We start from the raw sequence: 24392 nt of genomic DNA, 5'->3' as shown, positions 1-24392 counted from the left end.
CCCGGGCTTTGGTGGTTACATTACCTGAAAGGATAGACAATGGACGAACTCAATAGCCTCACCGTTTCGGAAGAACGCATCGAGGATTGCCGCGATGTCGTGGAGCCGGATTTGCAGGATTTGATCCAACGCACCCTGACATCAGGCTTTTCCCTGGAGGAAATCCTCATCGCCGTCAGCGAACTGGTGGCCGAAGACTTTGCGATGGTCATGAAAACACCGAGCGTCCATTGATCGACTGTGTGTCTCGACCGCCTCGGGAATGAGCTCATTAGGCCCGCCACCGGGAACATAGACCTCGGCAGATGGTTACCTCGTCTCTTGCTCAGATGGAGATAATGATGGCTAACAACGACGAGGCGACACGGGTATGGGAATTGATCGACAAGATCGGGTTTTGCATGCTGACGACCCGCAGCGGCGACGATCTGCGAGCCCGCCCGATGTCCGCCTACACCGCGCAGCTCGAGAATGCGATCTATTTTCTGACGGATGTCAGTAGTCACAAGGACGATGAGATCGCCCGCTGGCCAAACGTGTGCCTGGCCTTTGCCGACACCAAGGGACAGAAATATGTTTCCGTATCGGGGACGGCCGAGGTGCAGAACGACCGGGCGAAGATCAGGGAATTATGGGCGACGCCGGCAAAGGCGTGGTGGGACAATCCCGACGATCCTTCCATCCGCATCCTCAAGATGACCCCGTCTTCGGCCGAATATTGGGACAGCCCAGGCACGATCATCAGCTATATCAAGATGGCCGCCGCCGCGGTCTCGAACAGCAAACCTGACATGGGCGACAATGCCGAGGTCAAGCTCTAACGCATAGAAGCGCTCAACGACGTTCCCTCGGCCGAAAAATATCAAGCCTGATTGGCTGTTAACAGGCGGCACCCTGGTGGGCTCATCCACGTCATGACCATGCTTGCGATCGATGGGCTCTCGGTGCCCGAGAAACTTCCCGTGATGCAGGTTCAGTCGAGCGAGAACTCAGCGCGAGTCCAAAAGCATGAAGTTAGTGTGAGAGAGCTTGCTAGCAAACCGATCATTGGTCCAGCCTCGCAGCTGCAACCGCGTGCGGCATCAGGAATGCGGCAATCTCCGCGATGACGTCTGTCAGATGGCCAGGATTGTGTGCAACGCCTTCAATGAAAGCGCGCCATTGCCGCTGCTTTTGCTGGTCCTTGCCAAAGGCGTCCGTTAGGGCGTCAGGTAGGTTGGTGGGGATCGATGTCTCGCGGCGCTTAAAGGTAGCGGCGATTGCACGCGCCAGCCGATCATCGCTGAAGTCGAAAGACCTGCTGAGGATCCAAATGTCGTAGAAATCCTTCATGCGGCTGTTTACTCGCCCCAGCATCACCATGGCCTGAAACTTCTCGGCAATGACCGTTTCCCGCGCATAGGCCCGGAGCCGCGGCATCGGAAAATCGAGCATGGAAGGATAATCCAGGATCTCCACTCCAGGCTCAAGCGCATCGCCAAACCCGATGTCGATCGTCAGGTTGATCCGGGCTCCGCTGATTGTAGCGATCACCCGCAGCCTGAGCCCACCATAGTCCAGCGCCTCGCGAATGCGATCCACATGCAGCGTATCGGGATCGAACGTGACGCCATCGTCGGCCTCTTGCGCCAGAATTTCCCGAAATTCTCAAATGCATCGGGTCCGGACTCGGATCACCGAAACCCAAAAGATCGAGGTCGCGCGTGCCTCGGTGCGGGTCGTCGAACCAACTCATTATCAACATCGCCCCTTTTAGAACGAAGCGATTGGCGTGGGGCGACTGACTGAGCCGGAACAATAACCGTTCAAGAGCGAAACGCGTCAGGACCAGATCAAAGCTTTGCCCGCTTGCCTTGGCGAGGTGCAACAGGCGGGCTCGCACCGAGGCGCCGACGTTTCTGATTTCCTTAGCCATTGGCGGTCAGCGCCTCGAGGTACGGCCGGATCACGGATCCGACGCCACCGCGTTCGGCCTGGTTGGCGATTTCGCCAGGACTAGTCCTTCGTTGCCGCAGTGCCTCCTGCAGCCCCTCCATCGCTATCGACAGGCCGATCTTGTTGCGATAGCGAAAGCAATCGGCGATTGTCTTGGCTATTCCAAAGACCTTCACGGGAACGCCTTCGATGACATGGGTTTCGACGCTTTCGGTGAGAAGGCTTTCGGTGAAACGTACGATGCGCATAGCGGGACCGTCCGGTTTCGGGGCCCAGTCCTTACGGCCTATGGCAAGCCAGATTTGTCTCGGAAGCTGATCCGTCAGGCCGTGGAATGCCAAGGCCGAAACGAGGCAGATAACGGCTTTCGGCGCGCGTTTGGCAACCTCTGCCATACTGTGGTTGACATCAAGCTCCGCATCAGGAAGTTGGTAGAGACCGCGGGCAAGCCGCAGCACCTCGCCATCCCGTTCCATTCGGCTCATGGTGGCCCCTGTCACACCTGCATTACGCAGTTCCCTCAAACGTGCTATTCCGCGCTCCGTTAGCACGGTCCGGGCGATTTGGCGTTGAGTGTCGGAACTGGGCATTGATATAAAAGCTCGGAGAATGGGATCTGTTGTCCTAGGATTTGTATCACGATCCCTAAAGGCGAGAAAGCCATCGCTTCGTGAATTCTTTCACCGTGAATAGTTGTCTCGATTGGATGAGAACTGCAAACCCAGTGGTTGGCGAGAGCAGGGGTGTAGCCTCGCCGAGACGGACACCTAGCCAAGTGACGTGAAAGCAATCGTGGCCATAGGTGCGACAATCCCGACGATCCTTCCATCCGCATCCTCAAGATGACCCCGTCTTCGGCCGAATATTGGGACAGTCCAGGCACGATCATCAGCTATATCAAGATGGCCGCCGCCGCGGCCTCGAACAGCAAACCTGACATGGGCGACAATACCGAGATCAAGCTCTAACGCATAGAAGCGCTCAACGACGTTCCCTCTGGCCGAAAAATATCAAGTCTGATTGGCTGATGCCTTGACGAAGTCGATGAATGCCCGAAGCGGTGCCGGCACCAGCCGACGTCCGGGATAATAGAGGAACGGCCCGGAAAATCGCTGCCACCAAGGTTCGAGGATGGGCTCGAGCGCACCTCTGTCGAAATGCGGACGCAGCCAATCCTCGAAGAGGCAGACGATCCCTGTTCCTGCTATCGCTGCATCGACGGCCAGGTCGGTCGCGCCGCCGACCCGCACGATCAGCGGTCCCGTTGGATCGACCCGCACGATCTCGCCATCGCGCTCGAACTCCCAGGGCGCCGTCATCGCACCGCTGTCGAAACGGCCCAATATGCAGGCGTGAGCGAGCAGTTCGCTCGGGTGTTGCAGACGGCCACGGCGATCCAGGTAGTCGGGGGAGGCTGCGATGGCAAAGCGCTGGATGCGTGGACCGATCGGTATGGCGATCATATCCTGCTCCAGCCGCTCGTCATAGCGGATGCCGGCATCGCAGCCTGCCGCGATGACATCGACAAAGCTCTCGTCGGTCACCACCTCCAGCCGAATATCGGGATAGGCGGCGAGGAACGGTGGGACGATGGCGGGCAGTACCAGCCGCGCCGCGCTGACCGGCACATTGAGGCGCAAGGCACCCGCCGGCCTGTCGCGAAATCCATTGACGACGTCGAGGGCAGCTTCCACCTCGCTCAAAGCAGGGCCGAGCCGCGCCAGCAAGCCCTTGCCCGCTTCGGTCGGCACGACGCTGCGCGTCGTGCGGTTGAGCAGCCTGACACCGAGCTGGCCCTCCAGGCGGCGCACCGCTTCACTGAGGAAAGAGGCGCTGCTGCCGCTGACGCGCGCGCCCTCGCGGAAACCACCGGCACGCGCCACCGCAACGAAAGCATTGAGATCGCCCAGATCTGTCTTCACTGTTCGCCACTCCGCACAGCCCGTGCAGATTATAGCCAATTTTCATACGCCCCGACAATGTTTATCTTGGGGGTGTCATCTATTGAGAGGAGTACACTCATGTCCACTATCGATCAGTCCGGCACGTTCAACCTCGGCGGCCGCAGCGTGAAGCGGCTCGGCTATGGCGCCATGCAGCTTGCCGGGCCCGGCGTGTTCGGACCACCCAAAGATCATGGTGCGGCCTTGGCCGTCTTGCGAGAAGCGGTCGCGAGCGGGGTAAACCACATCGACACCAGCGACTTCTACGGCCCGCACGTCACCAACCAGATCATCCGCGAAGCACTGCACCCCTATCGCGACGATCTCGTCATCGTCACCAAGATCGGCGCCCGGCGCGGCGCGGATGGATCGTGGATTCCGGCCTTCTCGCGCGAAGAGCTGACGGAGGCAGTGCACGACAACCTCCGCAATCTCGGCCTCGATGTGCTTGATATCGTCAACCTCAGGATCATGTTCGACGTGCACGGTCCGGCCGAAGGGTCGATCGAAGCGCCGCTAACGGTGCTCGCCGATCTGCAGCGGCAGGGCCTGGTGCGTCACGTCGGGCTGAGCAACGTCACATCCAAGCAGATTACCGAAGGGCGTGGGATCACCGAGATTGTCTGCGTGCAGAACCAGTACAATCTGGCGCATCGGGCCGACGATGCCCTGATCGACGATCTGGCGTACCACGGCATTGCCTATGTACCATTCTTTCCGCTCGGCGGCTTCAGCCCGCTGCAGTCTTCCACTCTGTCTGATGTCGCCGCAGGGCTCAATGCCACGCCGATGCAGGTGGCGCTCGCCTGGCTGCTGCATCGGGCGAAAAACATCCTGCTGATCCCCGGCACTTCGTCCGTCGGCCATCTCAGAGAAAACCTCGCCGCCGCCGGGCTCGTGCTGCCGGATGGGGCTCTCAAGCAGTTGGACGGCGTTGCTGGCAGCGCCGCCTGAGGCACTCCGAAAGCGCAGGCGCGACGTCACGCTCTTAACGCGTGCTCAGGCTTTCGCCCAGTTGCAGGCTGATGACTTCCGTTGGTGGAGCGAGAGGTCGCAGGCCCTCGCCGTCCATGTAAAGAACCCTGTCGGCGGCAGCGATAGTTTCCTGCCGGTGAGCGACGACGATGCGAGTAATGCCGAGTGAGCGTATGGAATGATTGACGCGCGCCTCGTTGGCGGCGTCCATTTGAGACGTGCCTTCATCCAGGAAAAGCATTTTCGGCTTTCGATAAAGCGCGCGCGCCAGCAGCACGCGCTGCTTCTGGCCGCCGGAGAGGCTCGATCCCATGTCGCCGACGAGGGTTTCATATTGCATCGGCATTTTCATGATCTCGTCGTGGATTGCCGAAGCGCGTGCGGCATCGGCGATGGCTGCGGGATCGGCCTGCTCGGCAAACAGCGTGATATTGTCCGCTATCGACCCGGCGAAGAGATTGTCGTCCTGCAGGACGGCTGCGATCTGATCCCGAAAGCTCTTGTGACCGAACTGCTGGAGGGGGAGACCGTCAACGGCCACCTCGCCGGATTGAGGCAACAGCAGCCCGAGCATCACCTTCAGGAGTGTCGATTTACCCATGCCTGACGGCCCGGTGATGGCCACATGTTCGCCGGCTTCGACGGAAAGGTCGATCTCCTGGAGAACGAAGGGGTCGGTCGGGGAATAGCGGTAGGAAACGCTTTTGAGCTCCATGCGTCCTTTTAATTCCGTGACGGCCATGGAACCGGCGGCAAAGCTTCTGTCATCCTCCTCCAGGGCGATATCGGCCAAGCGTTCCAGATGCAGCCGCAACATCAAGAACGCCATGCCCTGATCGACGAGATTGCCGGCCTTTTCGAGGAACTGACCTTTATAGGCGAGGTAGGCGAAAACCATGCCGACGCTGAAGCCGCCATTCATGATGAAGCCGATTGCCAGATAGATGGTGACGACATTCTCCAGGCCGAACAACAAGGCATTGCCGGTCGTTTGCCAGATGCCTATGCGCGAGGAGCGGATGTTGGCGTTGACGGCATCCGTCAACAACGTCTGCCACATGGCATGCCGCATCGTTTCACTATTGTAGAGACGAAAGGTCTGGATGCCGCGTATCGTTTCGATAAGGGCTGTCTGCTCCTTGCCGTGGGCGATGATACTGCCTTCCTGCGCGCGGCGTTCGAACGAGAAGGATATCAGGCGAACGACGAAATAGAGAAAGAAGGCGGTCAAGGCGATCATTGCGAGCTTGGCACTGTAGAAGAACATGATTGCCAGAGTCGTCAGCGCAAGCAGTCCATCCACCAGCGTTCCCGCAACGCCTTCCGTCAGCATCTTCTGTATCGGCGTCACCGACTGGAAGCGGGACAGGATGTCGCCGACCTCCCGCTTCTGGAACCAGTCGAGCGGCAGCCGGAACAGTTTCCTGGCGATATTCGAGGCGATGCCGAAACCTAACGCGGAGCCCGCCGCCAGGATCACGAAGGAGCGAAGGAAACTCGCGCTGGTATTGAAGGCGGTGAAGAGCCCGAAACCAAGCGCAAGCACCGCAAGCAGATCGTGGTCGAGCGCCGGCAGCGCGTTGTCTATGCCGACCTGCAGGTAGTAGGGCAGGGCAAGCACGTAGATCTGGAGCACGACGCTGAGGACGATGACCTGAAGGAACGAGCTTCCGAGCCCGTTGATCCGCGTCCAGAGCTGCGACCAGCGCAACACCGTACGCTCCGTTTTCTTCTCGAATGCTTCGTTTGGCCTCAACTCCAGCGCAACGCCGGTAAAGTGGTCCGATACCTCAGACATTTGAAGCCATTCACTGCGACCAGCCGGATCGTGGATCAGCGCCTTGTCACCCGAAACCCGCTCGATGACGACATAATGGTTCATGTTCCAGTGGAGGATCGCCGGCAATGCGAGATTGGGCAGCTCTTCCAGCGGCAGCTTGACGGCGCGAGGCAGGAGGCCGACCTGGTCTGCGATCTTGATCAGGCTCGACAGCGGGGCTCCCCGAAATGACGGGGTGAAACGTCGGCGCATCGTCGCCAGATCAACGTCGTGCCCGTAAAAGCTCGCCATCATTGCCAGACAGGCCAGACCGCATTCGCTGACCTCATTCTGACGAATGAGACGAATTCGTGAATTTGAAAAGAACCCGGCCTGAAGTGCTTTGGAAGACAATCGCAGGTCCTATCGTCGTTGAAGGGCGAACAACGGCTCGAACAGCCATTCCAGTAGAGATTGGCGCGCGGTCGCAATCCGGGCGGACAAGGTCATGCCTGGAAACAGCGCCTGCTGCTTTCCGAAGGCCGTGATGCTCTGTCGCTCAAGGTCGACCGTCACGAGATAGTTCAGGTTGGTGCTCGCGCCGCTGCCACGGTTGATCGGGCTTTTCGACAGGCTCTTGACGCGACCTGCGATCGTCCCGAAGCTCTGGTAAGGGAAGGTATCGATCGCCAGCCGTACCTCCTGCCCGACCTCGACAAAACCGACGGCGGCGTTGGGCACGTCCAGTTGCGCATGCAATGTTGCATTCAGCGGAACGACGCTCATGAGCGCCTGCTGCGTGTTCAGCGGCTCGCCGATCTTGGCCGTGAGGGCAGAAACCGTACCGCCGATCGGCGATCTGATCACATAGGCACGGGACTGTTCATTGGTGGCGAGGCCGCGATTGATATCCTCACGCTGCGACTGGAGTGCTGCGACCTTCTCGTTTGAGCGCGCCTTGACCTGATCGAGCATTCGTTCGGCATCGGAGAGATCCGACCGCCGTTCCGTCAACGTGCTTTCCAGCACCGCCATTTGCTGGCGCCGCTCGGTGAGCGAATCTTCTCTCAAAGTCACGTCTCGTCGTGGAACGATACCCTTGTCGACCAGGCCGCGAATGCGCTCGACATCTTTCTCGATCGAGGTGATCAGTTCCTTTTGCAAGGCGATCTGGCTTTGAAGCTTGTCGATCTGCGTCTGGTAGCCGGATATCTGGGCGCTAAATTGCGCCGTTTGGGCAATTTCATCATTTTTGACTTCCGCCAGCTGCTCGCTGATGCTCGCATTCTGCCGGTCGAGCATTTCGGCGACTTTTTCGGAGGCTGATTCACCGCTGACCAGGTAGTCCTCGGAGCGCACGGCAACCAGTTCCTGGCCTTCTTCGACTTGATCGCCGTCTGCGACCATCATCTTCATGATGACGCCCGGGCGCGAGGGCATGACGACCGCCACGCCCTTGTCCGGCTGGATAATGCCGGTTGCGGTGACAATGCGGGAATAGCTTGCGATGGAAAGAAAGATCAGAACGACGATGAGGATGCCGGCCATCAGATAGCCGGTGACGTGCCACCCCATTGGTACCGCCATCGACACCGTTCCCGTTAAACGCTGGGACTGCCGTTCGAGGGCTTCTCGGCGAAACAGGCTCATTGAGATCAGATATGGTCGTTAGGGGAAGGAAGGGTGCCCCGCCATTGCGGCGGAGCCCCATGTTTTAAAGCTTAGGCAAAGGCTCTCGCCAGTCTGTAGACACCGTAGACGCCAAGGGCAGCGCCACCGACCGCAAGCGCTCCGACGCCGAAGGCGGAAATGCCCACGCCCGCGCCGATCGCCGCGGCGTACCCGAGAGCGCCACCACCTGCGAGTGCGGCTGCCCCGTCGATTGCGCCCCGAACACCGGAGCTGACGCCACCGCCGGATACGTGTTCCATCTCGGCGCTGGAAAGTTCTTTGATACCCTGCACTTAACTCACCATTTGCTTGTTTCGGGAAGGTAGTCGAAAACACTACGTGCACGGGAAAATTAGGTAGCATCAAGAAAGCGTCAACCTGCAGACGATGACTTTTGAAGACCGGAACAGGATTAAATATAGGATTCAATCATAACGGCCGGGAGATTTACGCCTCCCGGCCGTTGAAAACGTCACAGGCCTTTCAAGCCAGACGATAACATCAGGATGATTTCTTGACGAAAAGCTCGTAGGCGACAAAGGTCGCGACCATTGCCAGGAAAACCCCGATCGCCAGCGGATAATTGGCAGCGGCATTCGGGTCGGTCAGCTTGGGAATGCCGATGACGGCGCCTGCCGCCAAGACCGCCGATAACGCAACTTCCTGCACGATCAATTTTGAGAAGGCTGTCATGATTGACCTCCTGTCGCCTCGGTCTTCTCCACCCAAAGCGGAGCCCAGTCCTTCTGCTTCACCACGCTGCCGATCAGGAAGCATAGCGGCTCGCCGATAAGGCGCACCACCTTGCCGCCAAGCGAGCCCTTCGGACGGCGCCCGGCCTGGTAGGCAATCTCCAGAGCCCGCGCTCTGGCGAGAGGATACATGATTTTTTCCGCGAGCGGGCTTCGGCGCATCAGGTGGACATAGGGGATCGCCCAATATTGATATCCACGAACCGTCGTTTGCGACAGAGACTGATAGGTGAATTCCAGATCCGCCCGCCAAAGATCGCGGTCAAGCATGCCGCGTCGGAAGAAATGCGTGCAGATGACACGACCGCTGCTATTGCCGCCGCCGGAGAGGCCGCCATTATATATGCTGCCCGACGCCCCTGCTGCGAACCCTGCAGTGCCGGCAATCCCGGCTTTGCCCAGACTTCCGGTGGTCGCAAAAGTGCCGCCGGCTGCGTATGTTCCGCCTATCAGCCCACGATCGACATGGCCGACCCATGAGCCGGCACCGTTCACGGCGTCGATTTCAAAATCTTCAAGGGGATGGATGTAATATCCGCTGGTATCTGCATTAACACTCTGAACGTCAACCATAGGTGCCTCCGAGGTAAAGCCAAAACCCGCCATATCCGGCGCGCCAAGGGGAGGTTAGAGCAATCAGGGAGAGTATCAAGGCTTTGTTCTCGCGGTTTATACTCGGCGAGCGAGCATATTTCGCGCGCCATTGCCGAAACGCCCCTGAATCCAGTGCTTTGACAAGAAGGCCAGCGGATCGATTTTTTTTGCCTTGCCGCCGAGTTTGCGGCTGAGAAATAGCTCGATTTCGCGGGCGCGCACCAGTTTGGTTTGCCAGCCGGCATAGCCATGGCCCTCCCGATCGAAGTATAGCGCCGTGACATCGCGACCCGTCTCGCGCAACGCCTTCTCGAAGGCTTTCGTCTGTTGGCAACCGACGACCGGATCTTCCATTCCGGCGGTGAGCAGAAACGATCCGCGCAATTTCTTTGCATTGTGGAGCGGCGAGAATTCCTGCATCTGCGTGAGATCGCCGGGATCATCAGGATTGCCGAAGTAGCGGATGACCTGGCCGAGGAACAACCCCCAGCCGACCGGGTTGTTCTGCATCTGGTAGGGCAGATCCAGGATTGCGTAGTCGATGATTGCCGCGGAAAAGAGCTTGTCGTCGGCCATTGCCAGCGCGGCCATGAAACCTCCGTAGCTTTCGCCGGCGACCGCAAGCTTGCCTTCAGCCGCGATGCCTTGGGCGAGCAGCCATCGCCCGGCATCGGCGATATCGTCCTGCATCTTTCGCCCAAACTGCCGATAGCCCAGAGATTGGTACCTCTTCCCGAAGCCGGTCGAGCCGCGATAGTTGACTGACAAGGTCGCGTATCCGCGGCTTGCGAGAAAGCTCTTCTCGATGTTGTAACCCCAGCTGTCGTGGCGCGCCGGGCCGCCGTGAGCCATTACGACGGTCGGCACAGGATGAGGTGAGCCAGCCGGAAGCGTCAACAATGCTGGTATCTCCTCACCATCTCCGGCCGTGAAGTAGACAGGCTTCGTAACTGCCGAAAATGCCGACTTGCGCTTTTCCGCCGGCGCGGAAAGCAGCGTCTTGCTCTTATCCGCCAAGTTTAACAGATAGTGCTGGTAGGGTCGTTCATCATAGGAGATCGCGACCGTGAGCAGCGCACCAGCCTTGGAAGAACCTGAGATTTCGACGTCGGCATGCCCGTTGCGATCCAGAACCAGCTCAGTGAAGATCGTTCCTCTTTCCGAAAGGGCGATATATCGTGGATAGCCGTCGCGAATGACGGCGACGTCAGCCGGTTCGCTGGGCGTGAAGCGCAGCGCGTCTGAAACATCGACATCGCCGTCCTCGACCAGCACGGTTTCTCTACCGGTAACCGGGTCCAGCGAAACTAACGCGATCTTGTCCCGCTGACGGTTGGAAAGCGCCTCGAAGGCATTGCCTGACCTGTCCGTACGCCAGATGACCAGCGTGTCATCCGGCTCGAGTGCCGCCATCTCTCGCCACGGCTTGTCGGCGTTAATTCGGTGAAGGTATCGCCTCATTCCCGAGGCAGTCAGCTCGACGCGAATGCATGGAACCTGCGCCTCATTCAACAACCAGCTTTCGGTCGAGCCGTTGTTTTGTTCCAAGAGCCGCTTGTCGCGTCCATCCGCACTGGTTGCATAGAGATCGGCGACAGCGGGGCTGCGATCGTAGGAAACCAGGAATTGGTTGTCTGCGGCGTGTCGAGGGTCGACGATCACCTGCCACGTTTGGAAATCTCGTGGAGTAACGTCGGTGCGTGCCCCGGGTCGCCTGGGATCTACTTCCCACAGACGGTCTTTCTCGGTGAGAACCAAAAGGTCAGCGTATTGCCGCCAGCCAAAGTGGGAAAGGGCACCTTTGAACGTGGCGATGATGTTGAGTTGTCCGCCGGAAAATTCTCCGACGAAGACGGCGCGAGCGCCGCGTTTGGAGCCCCACCATGCGATGAGGGCGCCGTCGAAACTTGGTTCGTATCCCCACGTGGCACGTCTATCGGCGTAAAATCGGCTACTGGAAAGCAAGCATTTCCCTCACTCGTCCACTCTGAGGCACGGTCGACGGAACCTCACTCTTAAAGCGGAACCTAGTGTCGGGCGGGGAATGGTCCAGAGGCAGCACGCCGCGAGAGCCGCCCCCTGAAGATCAGGGCGCGGCGAATGCCATGCTTTCAATAGCGCTCCGGCACGAGCATTTCAGGCGGAACCGGCGCCCTGTTGTAATCGGCGTGACGGATGCGGTCCGGCAACTGGATCTCGGGTTTTGGAACATCCTCGTAAGGGATCTGCTCGAGAAGATGGGCGATGCAATTCAAACGCGCCCGTTTCTTGTCTACCGCCTGCACCACCCACCAAGGTGCATCCTCCGTGTGTGTCCGCGCCAGCATCTCTTCCTTGGCTTTGGTGTATTCCTCCCAATGGACCCGGCTTTCCATATCCATCGGTGAGAGCTTCCATTGCTTCAGCGGATCGTGGATACGCATCTTGAAGCGAAATTCCTGCTCCTCGTCGGTGATCGAAAACCAGTATTTGATCAACACGATACCAGAACGGACCAGCATCCGCTCGAATTCAGGCACCGAGCGGAAGAACTCCTCGAGTTCTTCGTCGGTGCAGAAACCCATCACGCGCTCGACACCGGCGCGATTGTACCAGCTTCGGTCGAAGAGGACCATTTCGCCAGCGGTCGGAAGATGCGGGACATAACGCTGAAAATACCATTGATGGCGTTCCCGCTCTGTAGGAGCGGGCAGCGCGACCGTCCGGCAGACGCGCGGATTGAGCCGCTGGGTCACGCGCTTTATCGCGCCTCCCTTTCCGGCCGAATCCCGGCCTTCGAAAAGCACAACCACCTTCAGCTTCTTGTGCTGAACCCAATCCTGCAGCCGCACCAGTTCGTGCTGCAGACGGAAAAGTTCCCGGAAGTAGATCTTTCGTTCGAGCGTCTGCTCTGCCGGTTCCGACATTCCTTCGGCGACCAGATCGTCGAGCCGGTCTTCCTCCATCTGCATTTCCAGCTCTTCATCGAAGCTGTCGGCGATTTCGGCCTTTATACGGCTGAGTTGGTCCTGAGGTGTCTGAGACATGGGCTTTCCTTCCTGCTTTTTTTGACAGGAGCATGGCACTGCGAAGTTTGTGTGACGGTTCAGGTACGGAAAGCTGGATTGTCCTACGCCACGGCCTTGACGGCGATGTCTCACTTCCCGGTCTGGCGCCAACGCGCGGCAGCCTGCTTCATCAGCTTGGCGTATTCCACCTCCGTGGCATCATCCAACGGGAACATGCACTCGATCCTCAATTCCTGGGTCGTTATCGTCTGCGCAGTGCCAACCGTGGTCACCAGCGAGAAGAAGCTCAGAACCTGCCCGTCCTTGACGAAGGACAAGGGGATGACGGGTGTGCTGTCCGCTGTCGTCGAGACCTTCCAGGCACTGTCCACATCCGGATAGGCGAGGAGCGCATCGATCAGCGCCTTCGTGTGCATGTCAATGACGCGGCCCACGGACTCTCTGAATACCCGCGCCATCAGACTTTTTGCGGTTTCCTCCCAGTTTGGGATGAAGGGCCGCAAACCGGCCGGATCGAACATCAGATGCAGCAGATTGCGCGGTTTTTCCCGTGCCGCCATGTCAAGGAAGTTATTGAAGAAGCCCTGCGTCGCGTCGTTCGTCATGACGACGTTCCAATACCGATCCATGACAACTGCCGGAAACGGCTCGTGCTGAACAAGCATGCGCCTTAACGCGTCCGTGACGCCTTTCATTTCAACATCGTCGATACCGCCTTCGGCGTAAATCGGGGCGTAACCGGCGGCGAGCAATAACGTATTGCGCTCTCGCAACGGCACATCAAGGGCGTCGGCGAGATGCAGCAGATTGTGGCGGCCGGGCGTGCTTCGGCCACTTTCGATGAAGCTGATCTGACGCTGCGATATGCCGGTATCGAGTGAGAGATCCAGTTGGCTCTTGCCGCGCGTGTCGCGCCAGGCGCGCAACTGGATGCCAAGCTCGTTCGATACTGCGCTTGAAGGACTGTGCGTCGAGCTCATCTTATGGCGATCTCCGTCCGTGCGGCTAATGGCCGGCGGGGGCAATAACGCTCCCGCCAGCTGCGATATCGATCAGAAAGCAACCGGGCCAACCGATCCGTACCAGCGGCCGACCTTGGCCGGCTCTCGTTCATCCATATAGAAGAAGTGCGTCATCACCGGTTTGACAACCGGTTGAGCCTCGTCGTCGGGCGTCATTGTGACAGTCCCGCGAAAGATTTTCAGCGAGCCGCCGTCCCAATATTCCGCGACGTCGTGAAGCGCTGAGAAACCCGTGTCGATGAAGGCGCGCAGGTTCTCACGAATGGTGTCTCGCCCCTTCCAGTCGGCGACGCCCAGATTGCAGGTCGCATCCTGCGCCAGGCAGTCGAAGCCTCCGCCAAAGGTCTTGTCATCGATCTCCTTCCAGAAGGCCAACAGCCATTCAGGGGGTTCTCGTTTGGTAAAATTCATGGTCGTCATCGTCGTTCTCCTCGGCCGCTTTGTACGGGTGACGGCAGTTGAGCCATCGACATCGGTTGTCGGCCGCTTCTGTTGACAGGATTGTTCCTCCTGCAGGAAGGCCGTTCACTAATATCGCGGGACAGGGAATGCCCTCAATTACATCAGGTGTAATCAACGGGGCGAGAATGCGTCGTCCTTCAAATTCTCGGCAAAGAACGCACATCCGGACCTTTCATTCTGCACAAAGCGCTATTCGTAACTTTTGTTGTGTCGAATAACGGGATATGTTACCAATCGTGTCAGTGTCATGGAAATCACACGGGTATCGAAGGCCAAGGTTATGAATGATGTAGTCGATACGGTGGTGGTCGGCGGCGGGGCCGCGGGGCTCAGCGCCGCCCTTTTTTTGGGAAGAGCCGGCCGATCGACGCTTGTATTCGACGGCGGTAAATCGCGCATTTTCAGCGTTGAAGAGGTGCGGGAGCATCTGGGCTTCGACGGCATGCCGACAGCAGCGTTCATGGCGCAAGCGCGTGCGGAAGCCGTCCGTTACGGTGCGGACATCAGATCCGAGCACGTCCATTCCATCGTGCCTCGTGAGGACGGATTGTTCTGGGTCGAAGCCAGGGGATCCAGAGTCGCAGCACGCACGATCGTCTTGGCAACGGGAGTGATAGACGACCTTCCACCACTGTCAGGCTTGCCGGAAGCGTGGGGGCGTGACGTGCGTGTCTGCCCCTGTTTTGACGGCTATGAAGTTCGAGGCAAGCGTTTCGTGGTGTTCGGATTGCCGGAACGCCTGGCGCATATGGCGTCCTGGGTCTGGATGTGGTCGCGTGATGTCACTATCGTCTCACGGCACAGGTTCAATGAAGCCGACGCGGAACGCTTGCGGCTTCTCGATATCAAGATCATTCCGGACGAAATCACCGGGCTCGTCCATCGAGACGGCAAGCTTGTTGGCGTTTCGACGGCGAGCGGCGGCGGGGAAATCGCCTGCGATGCGACATGGATCGCGGCGGAGATTCGGGCTGCATCGGGCCTCGCCGCATCCCTCTGCGAGGTCGATGAGATCGGTCTCGCCAGGACCGACAAGGATGGCCGGACCAACAGGTCGGGCGTGTTTGCCGTTGGCAATGCGGATAACGCGGTCGCTCATCTTGCGCATGCATCTGCGGCAGGCACAGCTGTCGGTCCCGTGGTGACGATGTACCTCCTCGAACAGATCCTTGCCGAGCGCCGAAACACCAAAGCGGCGTGAACGATCTAGCAGTTCAGCCGTTGCGGGCGCCTACAGCCGTCCTGTCCGGTACTGGTCGACAAGATTCCGGCAGGCGCGGATCGTCAGGACCATGACGGTGAGCGTGGTGCCGGCGATGCCGCTGCCGGGGAAGGCGCTGGCGTCGGTGACGATGAGGTTCGGGGCATCCCAGAGCTGATTATAGGGGTTGAGAACCGAAGCCTCACGGGTTTCGCCCATGCGCGCGCCGCCCGTCTCATGGATTGCCGCTCCCATGCACATGGTCTTGCGAAACCATTTGCGGAACATGAAGCGGCTGAAGACATCGGCTTCGGGAAATGCGCCCTTGCCCATCTCCTTGAGGCCGGTCGGCGAGCCGATGAATTCGAGGTCGCCGCCGACCTCCTTGATCAATGCGATCAGCGTTTCTTCCTGCCTTCTGAGCAGCGCCTGCTCCTCCTCCTGCATGACGCAGCGGATATGCGGCACGGGAATGTTCCAGGCATCCCTACGCCTGACATCGAGCGTGATGCGATTGTCGGCATAGGGCAGCATGCGGCCGAAGCCGAAGAAGGCGAGACGTGCATCCGTGTCCACGGAGACCGGCGCGCGGCCGACGCTTCCCTGGTAGTCGAAATCGCCGCGGGCCGCGTCGCTCTCGCCGAAGCGGGGAATGAAGATCCCGCCCGACGGATTATAGAACGGGTCGGTCGGCGCGGACTCGTCGGGCGCCCAACCCTTTGCCTTGGAGAAGGAGCCGAAGGCGAGGCATGGAAGCTGGTCCATGAAATAGCGGCCGAGAGCACCCGAACTGTTGCCGAGCCCATCAGGATGTTTCGCCGACGCCGAATTCAAGAGCAGCCGCACGCTCTCTATCGGCGAGGCCGAAAGCACCACCATCGCGGCGCGAACCGTCGATACCGCACCGGTGTTGCGATCGATATATTCGGCGCCGGTAGCGCGGCCGGTCTTCTCGTCCGTGGTGATGCGGCGAACGACGGCGTCGTAGCGGATGGTCAGCTCACCGGTCGCCTTTGCATCTCGCAGCGGTCGCGGCATCCGGTCGGCGTCAGGCGCGATGTAGCGCCAGGAGACGACGTGCCTCTCCGGCCAGCGGTTTTCGACCGCCTGCTTGAAGATCTGTTCGGCGGGCGTCAGGCTTGCCGGCTTCGCATAGATGCCATCCGGTAGCGTGGCCACGTTGTCCTTGTTGCCATAGAGCCCGAGATAGGCCTCGACCTCGTCGTAGAAAGGCGCCAACTCATCATAGGAGACCGGCCAGTCCACGCCCTTTCCGGCACGTGAGCGGATCTTGAAATCGTCGTCGGTCCAGCGCAGCAGCACCCGGCCGAAACTGTGGAGGCGCCCGCCGCCCTGGCGGCCGCGGATCCAGAGGAAGGGTTCGCCCTTCGGCGTCGTATAGGGGTTCTTGCGGTCGTTGACGAAGAAGTGGCTGAAGCGCTCGGTGAAAAACGCCGCGCGCGCCTGGATCGGCTGGCCCTTGAGAGTGGCCCGCGCACGCTCCCAGATATTGATGCTGCTTGCCGGCGCCTTCTTGCGGACGGGATCGAAATCCTTCGGTCCGACGGCGGGGCCGGCCTCGAGCAGCAGCACCGACAATCCCTGTGCCGTCAGTTCCTTTACCGCGAATGAACCCGCCGCGCCGGAACCGATCACCAGCGCATCATAGACGATCTCAGACATGTCTTTTCTAATCCTGTCCTTGAGCAATCCTCAAAACGGCACGAAAAGCGCCAGGAATTGCGGGGAAACAAAGGGGTGGCGCGTCACAGCCGCGATCCGTCAGTGCCGAAGAGGGACGCCTTGGCGATATCGAGCCCGGGAGCCACGGTATCGCCAGGCTCAAGCGTGACATCGCCCATCAGCCGGAGCGATAGGCTCTGGTCCGCCCAGTCGAACCAGACGACGGCGTCCGAACCCATCGGCTCGACGACGGAAACGCGCCGCGGAATGGTTGGCAGGCCGCTCGTGGCGCCATCGAGCACAAGGTGTTCCGGGCGAAAGCCGAGAGTAGCAGGCCCTTCCGCTGCCTCCGCTCGGAAGGAATAACCGGAGAGATCGACAGTGAACTCCTTGCTCCGGAAGAGCGGCGCGCCGTTGCCGGGCTCGATCCGGCCCTCGATGAAATTCATCGCCGGAGCGCCGATGAAGCCGGCAACGAAGAGATTGGCCGGGCGGCGGTAGATCTCGGCCGGCGAGGCGAGTTGCTGGATGACGCCGTCGCGCATGATGGCGATCCGGTCGGCCAGCGTCAGGGCCTCGACTTGGTCGTGGGTGACATAGATCATCGTATTGCCGAGGCGCTGGTGCAGCTTCTTGATCTCGACGCGCAATTCGTTGCGCAGCTTGGCATCGAGGTTCGACAGTGGTTCGTCGAACAGGAAGACATCGACTTCACGCACCAGCGCCCGGCCGATGGCGACGCGCTGGCGCTGGCCGCCGGAAAGCTCGGCCGGACGCCGGTCGAGCAGCTTGTCGAGTTGGAGAAGGGCGGCGGTGCGGGAAACACGGGCCTCGATTTCGGCCTTCGGCAGGCCGGCGACGCGAAGCCCGAAGGAGAGGTTCTTGCGGACCGACATACGCGGATAGAGCGCGTAGGACTGGAAGACCATGCCGATGCCGCGGTCCTTCGGCTCCTCCCAGCTGACGTTCCTGCCCGAGATCCAGACCTCGCCTGATGTGATGTCCTGGAGACCGGCAATGGCGTTTAAAAGCGTGGACTTGCCGCAGCCGGAAGGGCCGAGCAGCACCAGGAACTCTCGCGACGCGATGTCGATCGACATCTTCTCGATCACCGTATGGTCGCCGTAGGCGATCTTCAGGTCCTTGACGGAGACGGCAGATTGCATGGAAGTGTTACCCCTTGACTGCGCCGGCCGCGATGCCGCGCACGAACCAGCGGCCGGACAGGAAATAGATGGCGAGCGGAACGATGGCAGTGAGGATCGTCGCCGCCATGTTCACGTTGTAGGTCCGCTCGCCCATCGTGGTGTTGACGATATTGTTGAGTTGCACGGTCATCGGCAGGTTGTCGCGGCCGGCAAAGACGAGACCGAGCAGGAAGTCGTTCCAGATGCCGGTGAACTGCAGCATGGAGACCACCACGACCATCGGCACGGCAATCGGCAGCATGATCTCGAAAAAGATGCGCCAGAAGCCCGCGCCGTCGACGCGCGCCGCCTTGCAGAGCTCCTCCGGCACGCTGAGGAAATAGTTGCGGAAAAGAAGCGTCACCAGCGGCAGACCGAAGATGACATGCACGAGAATGATGCCAGCCAGCGAATTATAAAGGTCGATATTCGCCATCGCCCGGACCATCGGATAGAGGAAGATCTGGTAGGGGATGAGGCCGCCGGCCATCAGCAGGCCGAAGAGCAGGTTTGCCCCGCGCGGCCGCCAGAGCGACAGCGCATAGCCGTTGACGGCGCCGATGAAGACCGAGAGCGCGACCGAGGGGAGGGTGATCGCCACCGAATTCCAGAAGCCGCTGCGAATGCCGACGCAGACGGTTCCCATGCAGGCCCCCGACCAGGCGGTTGCCCAGGCAGAAAAATCGAGCGTCGCCGGCAGGGCAAAGATCTGGCCGAGCCGGATTTCGGGCATCGATTTCAGCGAGGTAACGACCATGGTGTAGAGCGGCAAAAGGAAGAAAAGCGCTGCGACGACAAGGAAGGCATAGAGGCCGATGCGCCCGGCGGTGATCTGTGCCGGCTTCGGGCCGTTCGGATGAAGACGTGCCATCACGCGGCTCCCTTGGCTTTGTCACGCATGTGCATGATGTAGCGGAACGGGGCGACTGCGATGATCACGCCGAGGACAAGCACCGTCGCGCCGGCTGTGGCGAGGCCGAGGTTCTGGCGCCCGAACAGATTGTCCATGATGAATTTCGCCGGCACCTCCGTCGCATTGCCGGGGCCGCCATTGGTCATGGCAACGACGATGTCATAGGTCTTGATCACGCCCATGGCGAGCAGCATGCCGGCCGCGGCCAGCGCCGGCCCGAGCTGGGGCAGGATGATCGAGACATAGATCCGCCAGACAGGGATACCGTCGATCCGCGCCGCCTTCCATTGCTCGCCTTCGATGCCGCGCATGCCGGCGAGCGCAATGACCATGACGAGCCCCGCGCCCTGCCATACGCCGGCAAGCACCAGCGCATAGATCGCCATGTCGCGATTGACCACCCAGTCGAGGACGAAGCTTTCCCAGCCGAGCGAACGCACGCTCGCCTGGATGCCGAGCGTCGGATTGAGCATCCATTGCCAGATCAGCCCGGTCACCACGAAGGACATGGCGTAGGGATAGAGGAATATGGTCCTGAAGGCGCTTTCGAAGCGGATCTTGCGGTCCAGCGCCGCAGCCAGCAGGAAGCCCAGCAGCAAACAGCCTGCGACGTATAGCACGCCGAAGATCAACACGTTTTGCAGCGAGGCCAGCCACTTGGCGGAAGAGAAGAGCTTCGAATACTGCGCCAAGCCGACATAGGTCGAGGATGGAAAAAGCGTCGAATTGGTGAAGGACAGGCGGATCGACCAGGCCATGGTGCCGATAAAGACCACGACCGCGACGAACCATGTCGGCAAAAGCGCGATGGTCGCGGAAAGATTGGGCTTGCGTTTGATGGACATCGGCCAGCTCGTTGACGGAGTGGAAAGCAGGGCGCGCCGTCGCGCGAGGCGGCGGCTGGCAGCCGTGGCGCCGACATCAGGTCGACGCCACGGGCTACTATCCTACTCGAAGATGGCGAAGAAATTCCCAGCTGTGGAGGCCGTATCGTCCGAGCCGCCGCTCCAGTATTCGTCGACGAAGTCATCGAGCGCGCCAACCTGCTGGGGCGTCAGCACGATCGCCTGGTCCGGCACGATCGCACCGGCTGCCATCAGCTCGACACCCTTCTGGGCGCAGACGTCCAGCTTCGACTTGTCGACGTCGGCGCGCATCGGAACCGAACCCTTCTTGAGGGCGAATTCGACCTGGACGGCCGGATCCATGACGACTTCGGCGAGAAGTTTCTGCGCCTTGTCGGTCTCGGCCTTGCCGGTCTTGGGGAACCAGAGGGAGTCGGCGATATAAACCATGCCCTTCGATTCCGGCACGATCATGCAGCCATAATCCTTGCCCGGCTCCTTGCCGGCAACGGTGAATTCGCCCTTGGCCCAATCGCCCATGAACTGCACGCCGGCCTTGGCGGTGATCAGCATGGCGGTCGCGTCGTTCCAGTTGCGGCCGGCGGCACCGGCATCGACATAACCACGCAGCTTGCCGAGGATTTCGAGGGTCTTCTTCACGCCTTCGACGGATGCCGGGCTCTTGTCCTTATCGACATAGATCTTCAGGAAGCCGTCGATCCCGACCTGCGAAAGCAGGATCATGTTGAAGACCTTGGTTTGCTGCCAGGGCTGGCCACCCCAGGCGACCGGAACCATGCCGGCAGCCTTCAGCTTGTCGAGATCGGCAAAGAGCTCGTCCCAGGTCTTGGGCTCTTGCGAAATACCGGCCTTCTCGAAGGCTTCCTTGGAATAGAAGAGCCAGCTTTCACCATGGGCGCCGGTCGGCGCAAGGTAGACCTTGCCGTCATAGGTGATGAGATCATGGATCGATTTCGGCAGGGCGTCAGCCCATTTGCCGGCGGCCGCCACGTCGTCGATCGGATTGAACAGGCCCTGGTTGATGAAATCGGCGGCAGCGAGACCGATGACGCCCTGCTTGGCGCCGGGCGCATCACCGGCGACGATCCGGTTTTGGAAGGCGGCATCGGCCGCACCGAAGCCGGCGATCGAGGAATCCTTCCAGACGCCGCCGCGCTTTTCGAACTCGGTCTTGATGACGTTGAGGGCGGCAGCTTCGCCGCCCGACGTCCAGGACGACATGATCTCGATCGTTGGCTTGTCCTCGGCATGGGCCGAGGCGAAGAGACCGGCGAATGCCACGCCGGCAAGAAAAAGCTTCATCATGGTCTTCATTGTTCCACCTCTTGAAAATGCCCTCTTTGCGGGGCGTTCGTTGTCTTAGGGATGACTGTCAGCGATAGATCGGCAGGAGCGCCTGCCGGACGAGCGTGAGCCCGTTGGCGATGTCGCGGACGGGATCGGGCGCGGCATCGAGTTCGAGGATCGCCCAGCCTTCATAGGCCCGGTCGCGCAGCAGCCGGATCCAGGATGGCCAGTCGACCCGTCCGAGGCCGAAGCTGCAGAAATAGGGCTGGTGGCGTTCATGGATGTGCTTGTCGATCGGCGTATCGGCGGGCATCGGGCCGATCGCATCCTTCCAGTGAGCGATGATCATGCGCTCGTGATGGCGATCGACGAGTTGGATGGGATCGGAGCCGGCAACGATGATATGGGCCGTGTCCGGGCACATGTGCACGTAGGCCGGGTCGGTCAAAAGCATCATCAGATCGACGTCGCGCGCGGCGGCAAAGATCGAGTGCGCCTCGGTGTGCAGCGCCAGCCGCACGCCCCTGGCATAGAGGGTCGCACCAAGCCGGTTCAGAAAATCGGCAATCACTTTGGCGCGGTCGAAATCGTAGAATTGCACCGGCTGGGCGCCGAGCGTCTGGCGCAGCGGCGCGCCGATCACCATGATGTCGCTGCCGCAGGCTTTCAGGAAGTCGGCATATCGTTCCGCCTTGTCGATCAGCGCGCGCTGGGCCTCGGGCTCAGCGAAATCGCCGGCCGCCTCCAGTTCCGCGAAGAAGCCACTGCAGAGCGTCAGGCCGCGTCTTGCCAGTTCGGCTGCAAAGGCGTCGACGGAACCATAGGTCTTGATGGCGTCCTGCCAGTTGAAGGGAGAGAACGTCAGCTCGACACCGGCAACGCCGGAGGCCTGGACGCTGTCGAGTATCTTGTCCCAGAAGGCACGGGGCTCGGCGCGGGCGTAGCCGACGATCGCCTCATGGCTGTCGACGCCCCAGAAGCCGGGATGAAAGAATGTCACGAGATCGACACCGAAGCGCAGCCTGTCAGTAGCCATAATTTGTCCATTTCTCGAGGCATGACCTACCAGCGTGCGGAAGTGCCGTTCCGCATCCAATAAATCATGGGTTTTCAAAGCATTAAGAAATGGCAATCGTTTGCCATGGCTAGATAATAGCCAAGCCGGTTTTTTAAGCAAGCGATTTTTGGCAAACGTTTGCTATAAATCGCTCCCTGTCTTAGAGTTGCAAATCGAAGCATCCGGGAGACCGAAATAAACATGAATAAAAACAAGGATGTGGTGGGAGAGGAGCCATCGGGTGCATTGATGGCCGATGTCGCGCGGCTCGCCGGCGTTGCGATATCGACAGTCAGCCGGGCGCTCGCCAATCCCGGCCGGGTCAACGAGAAGACGCGCGCCAGGATCAATGCCGCAGCCAGGCAACTGGGCTATACGCCGAACGCGATGGCGCGCGGCCTTAGGGTCGGCAAATCCAACGTCATCATGATCATTCTGCCGGGATCGCTCTACTATGGTGCTTCCCAGGTCATTCCGCAGGTGCTGCAGAGTATCAATCAATCGCTGATCCAGGGCGGCTACAACCTGATGATTGCCAACCTCGATCGCGACGAGATTTCCGAACGGCATATCCTCGACCTCGCCTTCGGCGGCAGCGTACGCGGGGCCATCATCCTGTCGTCGAAGCTTCCGGAGGTCGACGGGCGCTCGCTGGCCAATTCCGGTCTGCCGATCGTGTCGATGCTGCTCGACATGAGCGATGCCGGCCTGCAGAGCGTCGTGACGAACGACCGCGAAGCCGTGCGCGACGTCACGGCCGAACTGATCCGATTGGGTCATCGGCGGTTTTTCTATCTTGCGGGGCCTGAAGGCAATTATCACGATGTCGAGCGTTACGGCGGCGTGCTCGAGGCGCTCGAGGCGGCAGGATTGTCCGAGGAGGCGGTGCGTCGCTCGGGTGGTCATCTCGATTATCAGCACGGCTTCGACATTGGCGTCCAGGCGGCGGACGATTTCGCCGAGTTGACCGAAAAGCCGACGGCAGTCATCGCGACCAGCGACGACATGGCCATTTCATTCGTCAGCCGTGTCCAGCGGAGAGGCGTGAGCATTCCCGGTGATCTGTCCGTCGTCTCTTTCGACGGCTCCCCGGTCTGCGAATTCTGCTCGCCGCCGCTCTCGACGATCAAGCAGCCGGTGGAAGAGATGGGGCGCGCGGCGGTGGATCTTCTGCTCGACGCCATTGACCAGCGGCAGAATACGGCGGCGGTTCGCACCGTCATCCGAAGCAGCCTTATCCTGCGCGAAAGCATCGCCGCTCCGAAGAGCTGACGATGAGGAGCCGACGACGCACAGAAGCGCATGGGAACGCATGCCGCGGTCAGTCGACCGGCCTTCACTTCACGGTTGGAAAGCCTTGTAACGGTCTTGAACCGTTAGAAAAGCATTGTGCATTCGTTGAACGCATTCATAGACAAACACCGCGGGAAAGCTTAGGTTAGCGCTAGGTAATACCTTTAACTAAGGAGGCCTCATGGCATCGCCGACCTCGCTCAAACTCGATGATGAGCTAAAGGGCCGCGTTCAGCAACTGGCCGAGGCTCGCCGCCGCTCGTCCCACTGGATCATGCGTGAAGCTATTGCGCAATATGTTGAGCGCGAGGAGAAGCGTGAGGCGCTGCGACAGGAAACGCTTGACGCCTGGCATGAATTTAAAGCGACGGGACTGCATGTCACCGGCGCCGAGGTCGAAAAATGGCTTTCGACTTGGGGAACTGACGACGAGTTGTCCGCACCCGAATGCCACAAGTAGTTTTCTCCCCGGCCGCAATCCGCGACCTCGAGCGGCTCCGAGAGTTCTTACGACTGAAAAACCCATCGGCCGCCAAGCGAGCAGGCGAAACTATACTCAAAGGCTTGAGAGCCCTCGGCGTACATCCCCATATTGGACGCCTCATCGAGGACTTGCCCGAGCAATACCGGGAGTGGCTCATCGATTTTGGAGATAGCGGATACGTCGCTCGTTATCGTATTGATGGCGATATTTTGATGATCCTCGCGGTACGGCATCAGAAGGAAGCAGGGTTCTGATACGGACGCCATTGCCGACCATCGGTTCCCGCAAGGCCGATTACGC

General features: G+C 60.0%; 24 protein-coding genes and 2 pseudogenes. 8 read left to right on the top strand and 18 right to left on the bottom strand.

What is annotated here, in order from left to right; genetic code table 11:
- Nucleotides 1–39 precede the first annotated feature (39 nt).
- Nucleotides 40–234, top strand: a complete 195-nt coding sequence (locus AC245Y_RS36400; protein WP_003555197.1) for a hypothetical protein — start codon at nt 40–42, stop codon at nt 232–234.
- Between the two features lie 107 nt (nt 235–341).
- Nucleotides 342–821: a pyridoxamine 5'-phosphate oxidase family protein gene (locus AC245Y_RS36395; protein WP_003555195.1), complete on the top strand. Its 480-nt coding sequence runs from the start codon at nt 342–344 to the stop codon at nt 819–821.
- 223 nt (nt 822–1044) lie between these two features.
- Here AC245Y_RS36395 and AC245Y_RS36390 read toward each other — a convergent pair.
- A pseudogene (locus tag AC245Y_RS36390) lies at nt 1045–1915 on the bottom strand (nucleotidyl transferase AbiEii/AbiGii toxin family protein).
- A complete protein-coding gene (locus AC245Y_RS36385) occupies nt 1908–2525 on the bottom strand; it encodes a type IV toxin-antitoxin system AbiEi family antitoxin domain-containing protein (RefSeq protein WP_003555192.1) in 618 nt (205 codons plus the stop codon). Before AC245Y_RS36385 ends, AC245Y_RS36390 begins: the two are co-directional and overlap by 8 nt.
- Nucleotides 2526–2741: 216 nt before the next feature.
- On the opposite strand from AC245Y_RS36385, the pseudogene AC245Y_RS36380 reads away from it, so the two are divergent.
- A pseudogene (locus AC245Y_RS36380) lies at nt 2742–2903 on the top strand (pyridoxamine 5'-phosphate oxidase family protein); the annotation flags it as partial.
- Between the two features lie 42 nt (nt 2904–2945).
- Here the strand turns inward: AC245Y_RS36380 and AC245Y_RS36375 are convergent.
- Nucleotides 2946–3857 (bottom strand): LysR family transcriptional regulator, encoded by a 912-nt coding sequence (locus tag AC245Y_RS36375; protein WP_003555190.1) that lies wholly within the window; start codon nt 3855–3857, stop codon nt 2946–2948.
- A gap of 99 nt (nt 3858–3956) precedes the next feature.
- Between AC245Y_RS36375 and AC245Y_RS36370 the strand changes: the two genes are divergently transcribed.
- Nucleotides 3957–4832, top strand: coding sequence for an aldo/keto reductase family oxidoreductase (locus tag AC245Y_RS36370; protein ID WP_012760623.1), 876 nt, complete (start codon nt 3957–3959; stop codon nt 4830–4832).
- A 34-nt stretch (nt 4833–4866) separates the two neighbouring features.
- Here the strand turns inward: AC245Y_RS36370 and AC245Y_RS36365 are convergent, their stop codons facing one another.
- The 9 genes from AC245Y_RS36365 to AC245Y_RS36325 form a co-directional block, all read right to left on the bottom strand.
- A complete protein-coding gene (locus AC245Y_RS36365; RefSeq protein ID WP_487762893.1) occupies nt 4867–6972 on the bottom strand; it encodes a peptidase domain-containing ABC transporter in 2106 nt (701 codons plus the stop codon).
- Nucleotides 6973–7035: 63 nt separating this feature from the next.
- Entirely contained in the window at nt 7036–8199 is a 1164-nt protein-coding gene (locus AC245Y_RS36360; protein ID WP_012760625.1) for a beta-barrel domain-containing protein, read from the bottom strand.
- 134 nt (nt 8200–8333) lie between these two features.
- Nucleotides 8334–8576: a hypothetical protein gene (locus AC245Y_RS36355; RefSeq protein WP_003555182.1), complete on the bottom strand. Its 243-nt coding sequence runs from the start codon at nt 8574–8576 to the stop codon at nt 8334–8336.
- Between the two features lie 208 nt (nt 8577–8784).
- Nucleotides 8785–8976 carry a hypothetical protein gene (locus tag AC245Y_RS36350; protein ID WP_003555180.1) on the bottom strand — a complete coding sequence of 64 codons (192 nt, stop codon included), beginning with the start codon at nt 8974–8976 and terminating at the stop codon, nt 8785–8787.
- Nucleotides 8973–9608 (bottom strand): hypothetical protein, encoded by a 636-nt coding sequence (locus tag AC245Y_RS36345; protein ID WP_003555178.1) that lies wholly within the window; start codon nt 9606–9608, stop codon nt 8973–8975. The genes AC245Y_RS36350 and AC245Y_RS36345 overlap by 4 nt, the downstream gene beginning before the upstream one ends.
- A 96-nt stretch (nt 9609–9704) precedes the next feature.
- The gene (locus tag AC245Y_RS36340) at nt 9705–11594 is read right to left on the bottom strand and encodes an alpha/beta hydrolase family protein (RefSeq protein ID WP_026157753.1); all 1890 of its coding nucleotides are present in this window, start codon (nt 11592–11594) and stop codon (nt 9705–9707) included.
- Nucleotides 11595–11740: 146 nt separating this feature from the next.
- On the bottom strand, nt 11741–12655 hold the full coding sequence (gene ppk2 / locus AC245Y_RS36335) for a polyphosphate kinase 2 (RefSeq protein ID WP_003555172.1): 915 nt from the start codon (nt 12653–12655) through the stop codon (nt 11741–11743).
- Between the two features lie 110 nt (nt 12656–12765).
- On the bottom strand, nt 12766–13617 hold the full coding sequence (locus AC245Y_RS36330; protein ID WP_017997578.1) for a helix-turn-helix domain-containing protein: 852 nt from the start codon (nt 13615–13617) through the stop codon (nt 12766–12768).
- Nucleotides 13618–13689: 72 nt separating this feature from the next.
- The gene (locus AC245Y_RS36325; protein WP_003555167.1) at nt 13690–14079 is read right to left on the bottom strand and encodes a nuclear transport factor 2 family protein; all 390 of its coding nucleotides are present in this window, start codon (nt 14077–14079) and stop codon (nt 13690–13692) included.
- A gap of 322 nt (nt 14080–14401) precedes the next feature.
- Here AC245Y_RS36325 and AC245Y_RS36320 point away from each other — a divergent pair, with 322 nt between their 5' ends.
- Nucleotides 14402–15322 (top strand): NAD(P)/FAD-dependent oxidoreductase, encoded by a 921-nt coding sequence (locus AC245Y_RS36320; RefSeq protein WP_020487185.1) that lies wholly within the window; start codon nt 14402–14404, stop codon nt 15320–15322.
- Nucleotides 15323–15352: 30 nt separating this feature from the next.
- On the opposite strand, the gene AC245Y_RS36315 is transcribed toward AC245Y_RS36320, so the two are convergent.
- The 6 genes from AC245Y_RS36315 to AC245Y_RS36290 form a co-directional block, all read right to left on the bottom strand.
- The gene (locus tag AC245Y_RS36315) at nt 15353–17005 is read right to left on the bottom strand and encodes a GMC oxidoreductase (protein WP_003555437.1); all 1653 of its coding nucleotides are present in this window, start codon (nt 17003–17005) and stop codon (nt 15353–15355) included.
- A gap of 83 nt (nt 17006–17088) precedes the next feature.
- The gene (locus AC245Y_RS36310; protein ID WP_017997580.1) at nt 17089–18171 is read right to left on the bottom strand and encodes an ABC transporter ATP-binding protein; all 1083 of its coding nucleotides are present in this window, start codon (nt 18169–18171) and stop codon (nt 17089–17091) included.
- Between the two features lie 7 nt (nt 18172–18178).
- Nucleotides 18179–19063, bottom strand: a complete 885-nt coding sequence (locus tag AC245Y_RS36305) for a carbohydrate ABC transporter permease (RefSeq protein ID WP_003555439.1) — start codon at nt 19061–19063, stop codon at nt 18179–18181.
- The gene (locus tag AC245Y_RS36300; RefSeq protein WP_003555441.1) at nt 19063–19950 is read right to left on the bottom strand and encodes a carbohydrate ABC transporter permease; all 888 of its coding nucleotides are present in this window, start codon (nt 19948–19950) and stop codon (nt 19063–19065) included. Before AC245Y_RS36300 ends, AC245Y_RS36305 begins: the two co-directional genes overlap by 1 nt.
- A gap of 102 nt (nt 19951–20052) precedes the next feature.
- Nucleotides 20053–21285 (bottom strand): ABC transporter substrate-binding protein, encoded by a 1233-nt coding sequence (locus tag AC245Y_RS36295; protein WP_003555442.1) that lies wholly within the window; start codon nt 21283–21285, stop codon nt 20053–20055.
- A 58-nt stretch (nt 21286–21343) separates the two neighbouring features.
- Nucleotides 21344–22294 (bottom strand): sugar phosphate isomerase/epimerase family protein, encoded by a 951-nt coding sequence (locus AC245Y_RS36290; RefSeq protein ID WP_003555443.1) that lies wholly within the window; start codon nt 22292–22294, stop codon nt 21344–21346.
- Between the two features lie 222 nt (nt 22295–22516).
- Between AC245Y_RS36290 and AC245Y_RS36285 the strand changes: the two genes are divergently transcribed.
- The 3 genes from AC245Y_RS36285 (at nt 22517) to AC245Y_RS36275 (ending at nt 24346) form a co-directional block, all read left to right on the top strand.
- A complete protein-coding gene (locus AC245Y_RS36285; protein ID WP_003555444.1) occupies nt 22517–23587 on the top strand; it encodes a LacI family DNA-binding transcriptional regulator in 1071 nt (356 codons plus the stop codon).
- Between the two features lie 202 nt (nt 23588–23789).
- The gene (locus AC245Y_RS36280) at nt 23790–24068 is read left to right on the top strand and encodes a CopG family ribbon-helix-helix protein (protein ID WP_003555445.1); all 279 of its coding nucleotides are present in this window, start codon (nt 23790–23792) and stop codon (nt 24066–24068) included.
- Nucleotides 24056–24346: a type II toxin-antitoxin system RelE/ParE family toxin gene (locus AC245Y_RS36275; protein ID WP_012760638.1), complete on the top strand. Its 291-nt coding sequence runs from the start codon at nt 24056–24058 to the stop codon at nt 24344–24346. Before AC245Y_RS36280 ends, AC245Y_RS36275 begins: the two co-directional genes overlap by 13 nt.
- Nucleotides 24347–24392 lie beyond the last annotated feature (46 nt).

Source organism: Rhizobium sp. SRDI943 (assembly GCF_057653695.1).
This window is presented reverse-complemented; position numbering and strand designations above follow the sequence as displayed.

Bases quoted from the DNA above. Each gene is read 5' to 3' on its own strand.
- AC245Y_RS36295 (WP_003555442.1), bottom strand. From the start codon at position 21,285: ATGAAGACCATGATGAAGCTTTTTCTTGCCGGCGTGGCATTCGCCGGT.
- AC245Y_RS36400 (WP_003555197.1), top strand. From the start codon at position 40: ATGGACGAACTCAATAGCCTCACCGTTTCGGAAGAACGCATCGAGGAT.
- AC245Y_RS36330 (WP_017997578.1), bottom strand. From the start codon at position 13,617: ATGAGCTCGACGCACAGTCCTTCAAGCGCAGTATCGAACGAGCTTGGC.
- AC245Y_RS36350 (WP_003555180.1), bottom strand. From the start codon at position 8,976: ATGACAGCCTTCTCAAAATTGATCGTGCAGGAAGTTGCGTTATCGGCG.
- AC245Y_RS36285 (WP_003555444.1), top strand. From the start codon at position 22,517: ATGAATAAAAACAAGGATGTGGTGGGAGAGGAGCCATCGGGTGCATTG.
- AC245Y_RS36280 (WP_003555445.1), top strand. From the start codon at position 23,790: ATGGCATCGCCGACCTCGCTCAAACTCGATGATGAGCTAAAGGGCCGC.
- AC245Y_RS36360 (WP_012760625.1), bottom strand. From the start codon at position 8,199: ATGGCGGTACCAATGGGGTGGCACGTCACCGGCTATCTGATGGCCGGC.
- AC245Y_RS36300 (WP_003555441.1), bottom strand. From the start codon at position 19,950: ATGTCCATCAAACGCAAGCCCAATCTTTCCGCGACCATCGCGCTTTTG.
- AC245Y_RS36320 (WP_020487185.1), top strand. From the start codon at position 14,402: ATGAATGATGTAGTCGATACGGTGGTGGTCGGCGGCGGGGCCGCGGGG.
- AC245Y_RS36310 (WP_017997580.1), bottom strand. From the start codon at position 18,171: ATGCAATCTGCCGTCTCCGTCAAGGACCTGAAGATCGCCTACGGCGAC.
- AC245Y_RS36325 (WP_003555167.1), bottom strand. From the start codon at position 14,079: ATGACGACCATGAATTTTACCAAACGAGAACCCCCTGAATGGCTGTTG.
- AC245Y_RS36370 (WP_012760623.1), top strand. From the start codon at position 3,957: ATGTCCACTATCGATCAGTCCGGCACGTTCAACCTCGGCGGCCGCAGC.
- AC245Y_RS36395 (WP_003555195.1), top strand. From the start codon at position 342: ATGGCTAACAACGACGAGGCGACACGGGTATGGGAATTGATCGACAAG.
- ppk2 (WP_003555172.1), bottom strand. From the start codon at position 12,655: ATGTCTCAGACACCTCAGGACCAACTCAGCCGTATAAAGGCCGAAATC.
- AC245Y_RS36385 (WP_003555192.1), bottom strand. From the start codon at position 2,525: ATGCCCAGTTCCGACACTCAACGCCAAATCGCCCGGACCGTGCTAACG.
- AC245Y_RS36290 (WP_003555443.1), bottom strand. From the start codon at position 22,294: ATGGCTACTGACAGGCTGCGCTTCGGTGTCGATCTCGTGACATTCTTT.
- AC245Y_RS36275 (WP_012760638.1), top strand. From the start codon at position 24,056: ATGCCACAAGTAGTTTTCTCCCCGGCCGCAATCCGCGACCTCGAGCGG.
- AC245Y_RS36345 (WP_003555178.1), bottom strand. From the start codon at position 9,608: ATGGTTGACGTTCAGAGTGTTAATGCAGATACCAGCGGATATTACATC.
- AC245Y_RS36315 (WP_003555437.1), bottom strand. From the start codon at position 17,005: ATGTCTGAGATCGTCTATGATGCGCTGGTGATCGGTTCCGGCGCGGCG.
- AC245Y_RS36305 (WP_003555439.1), bottom strand. From the start codon at position 19,063: ATGGCACGTCTTCATCCGAACGGCCCGAAGCCGGCACAGATCACCGCC.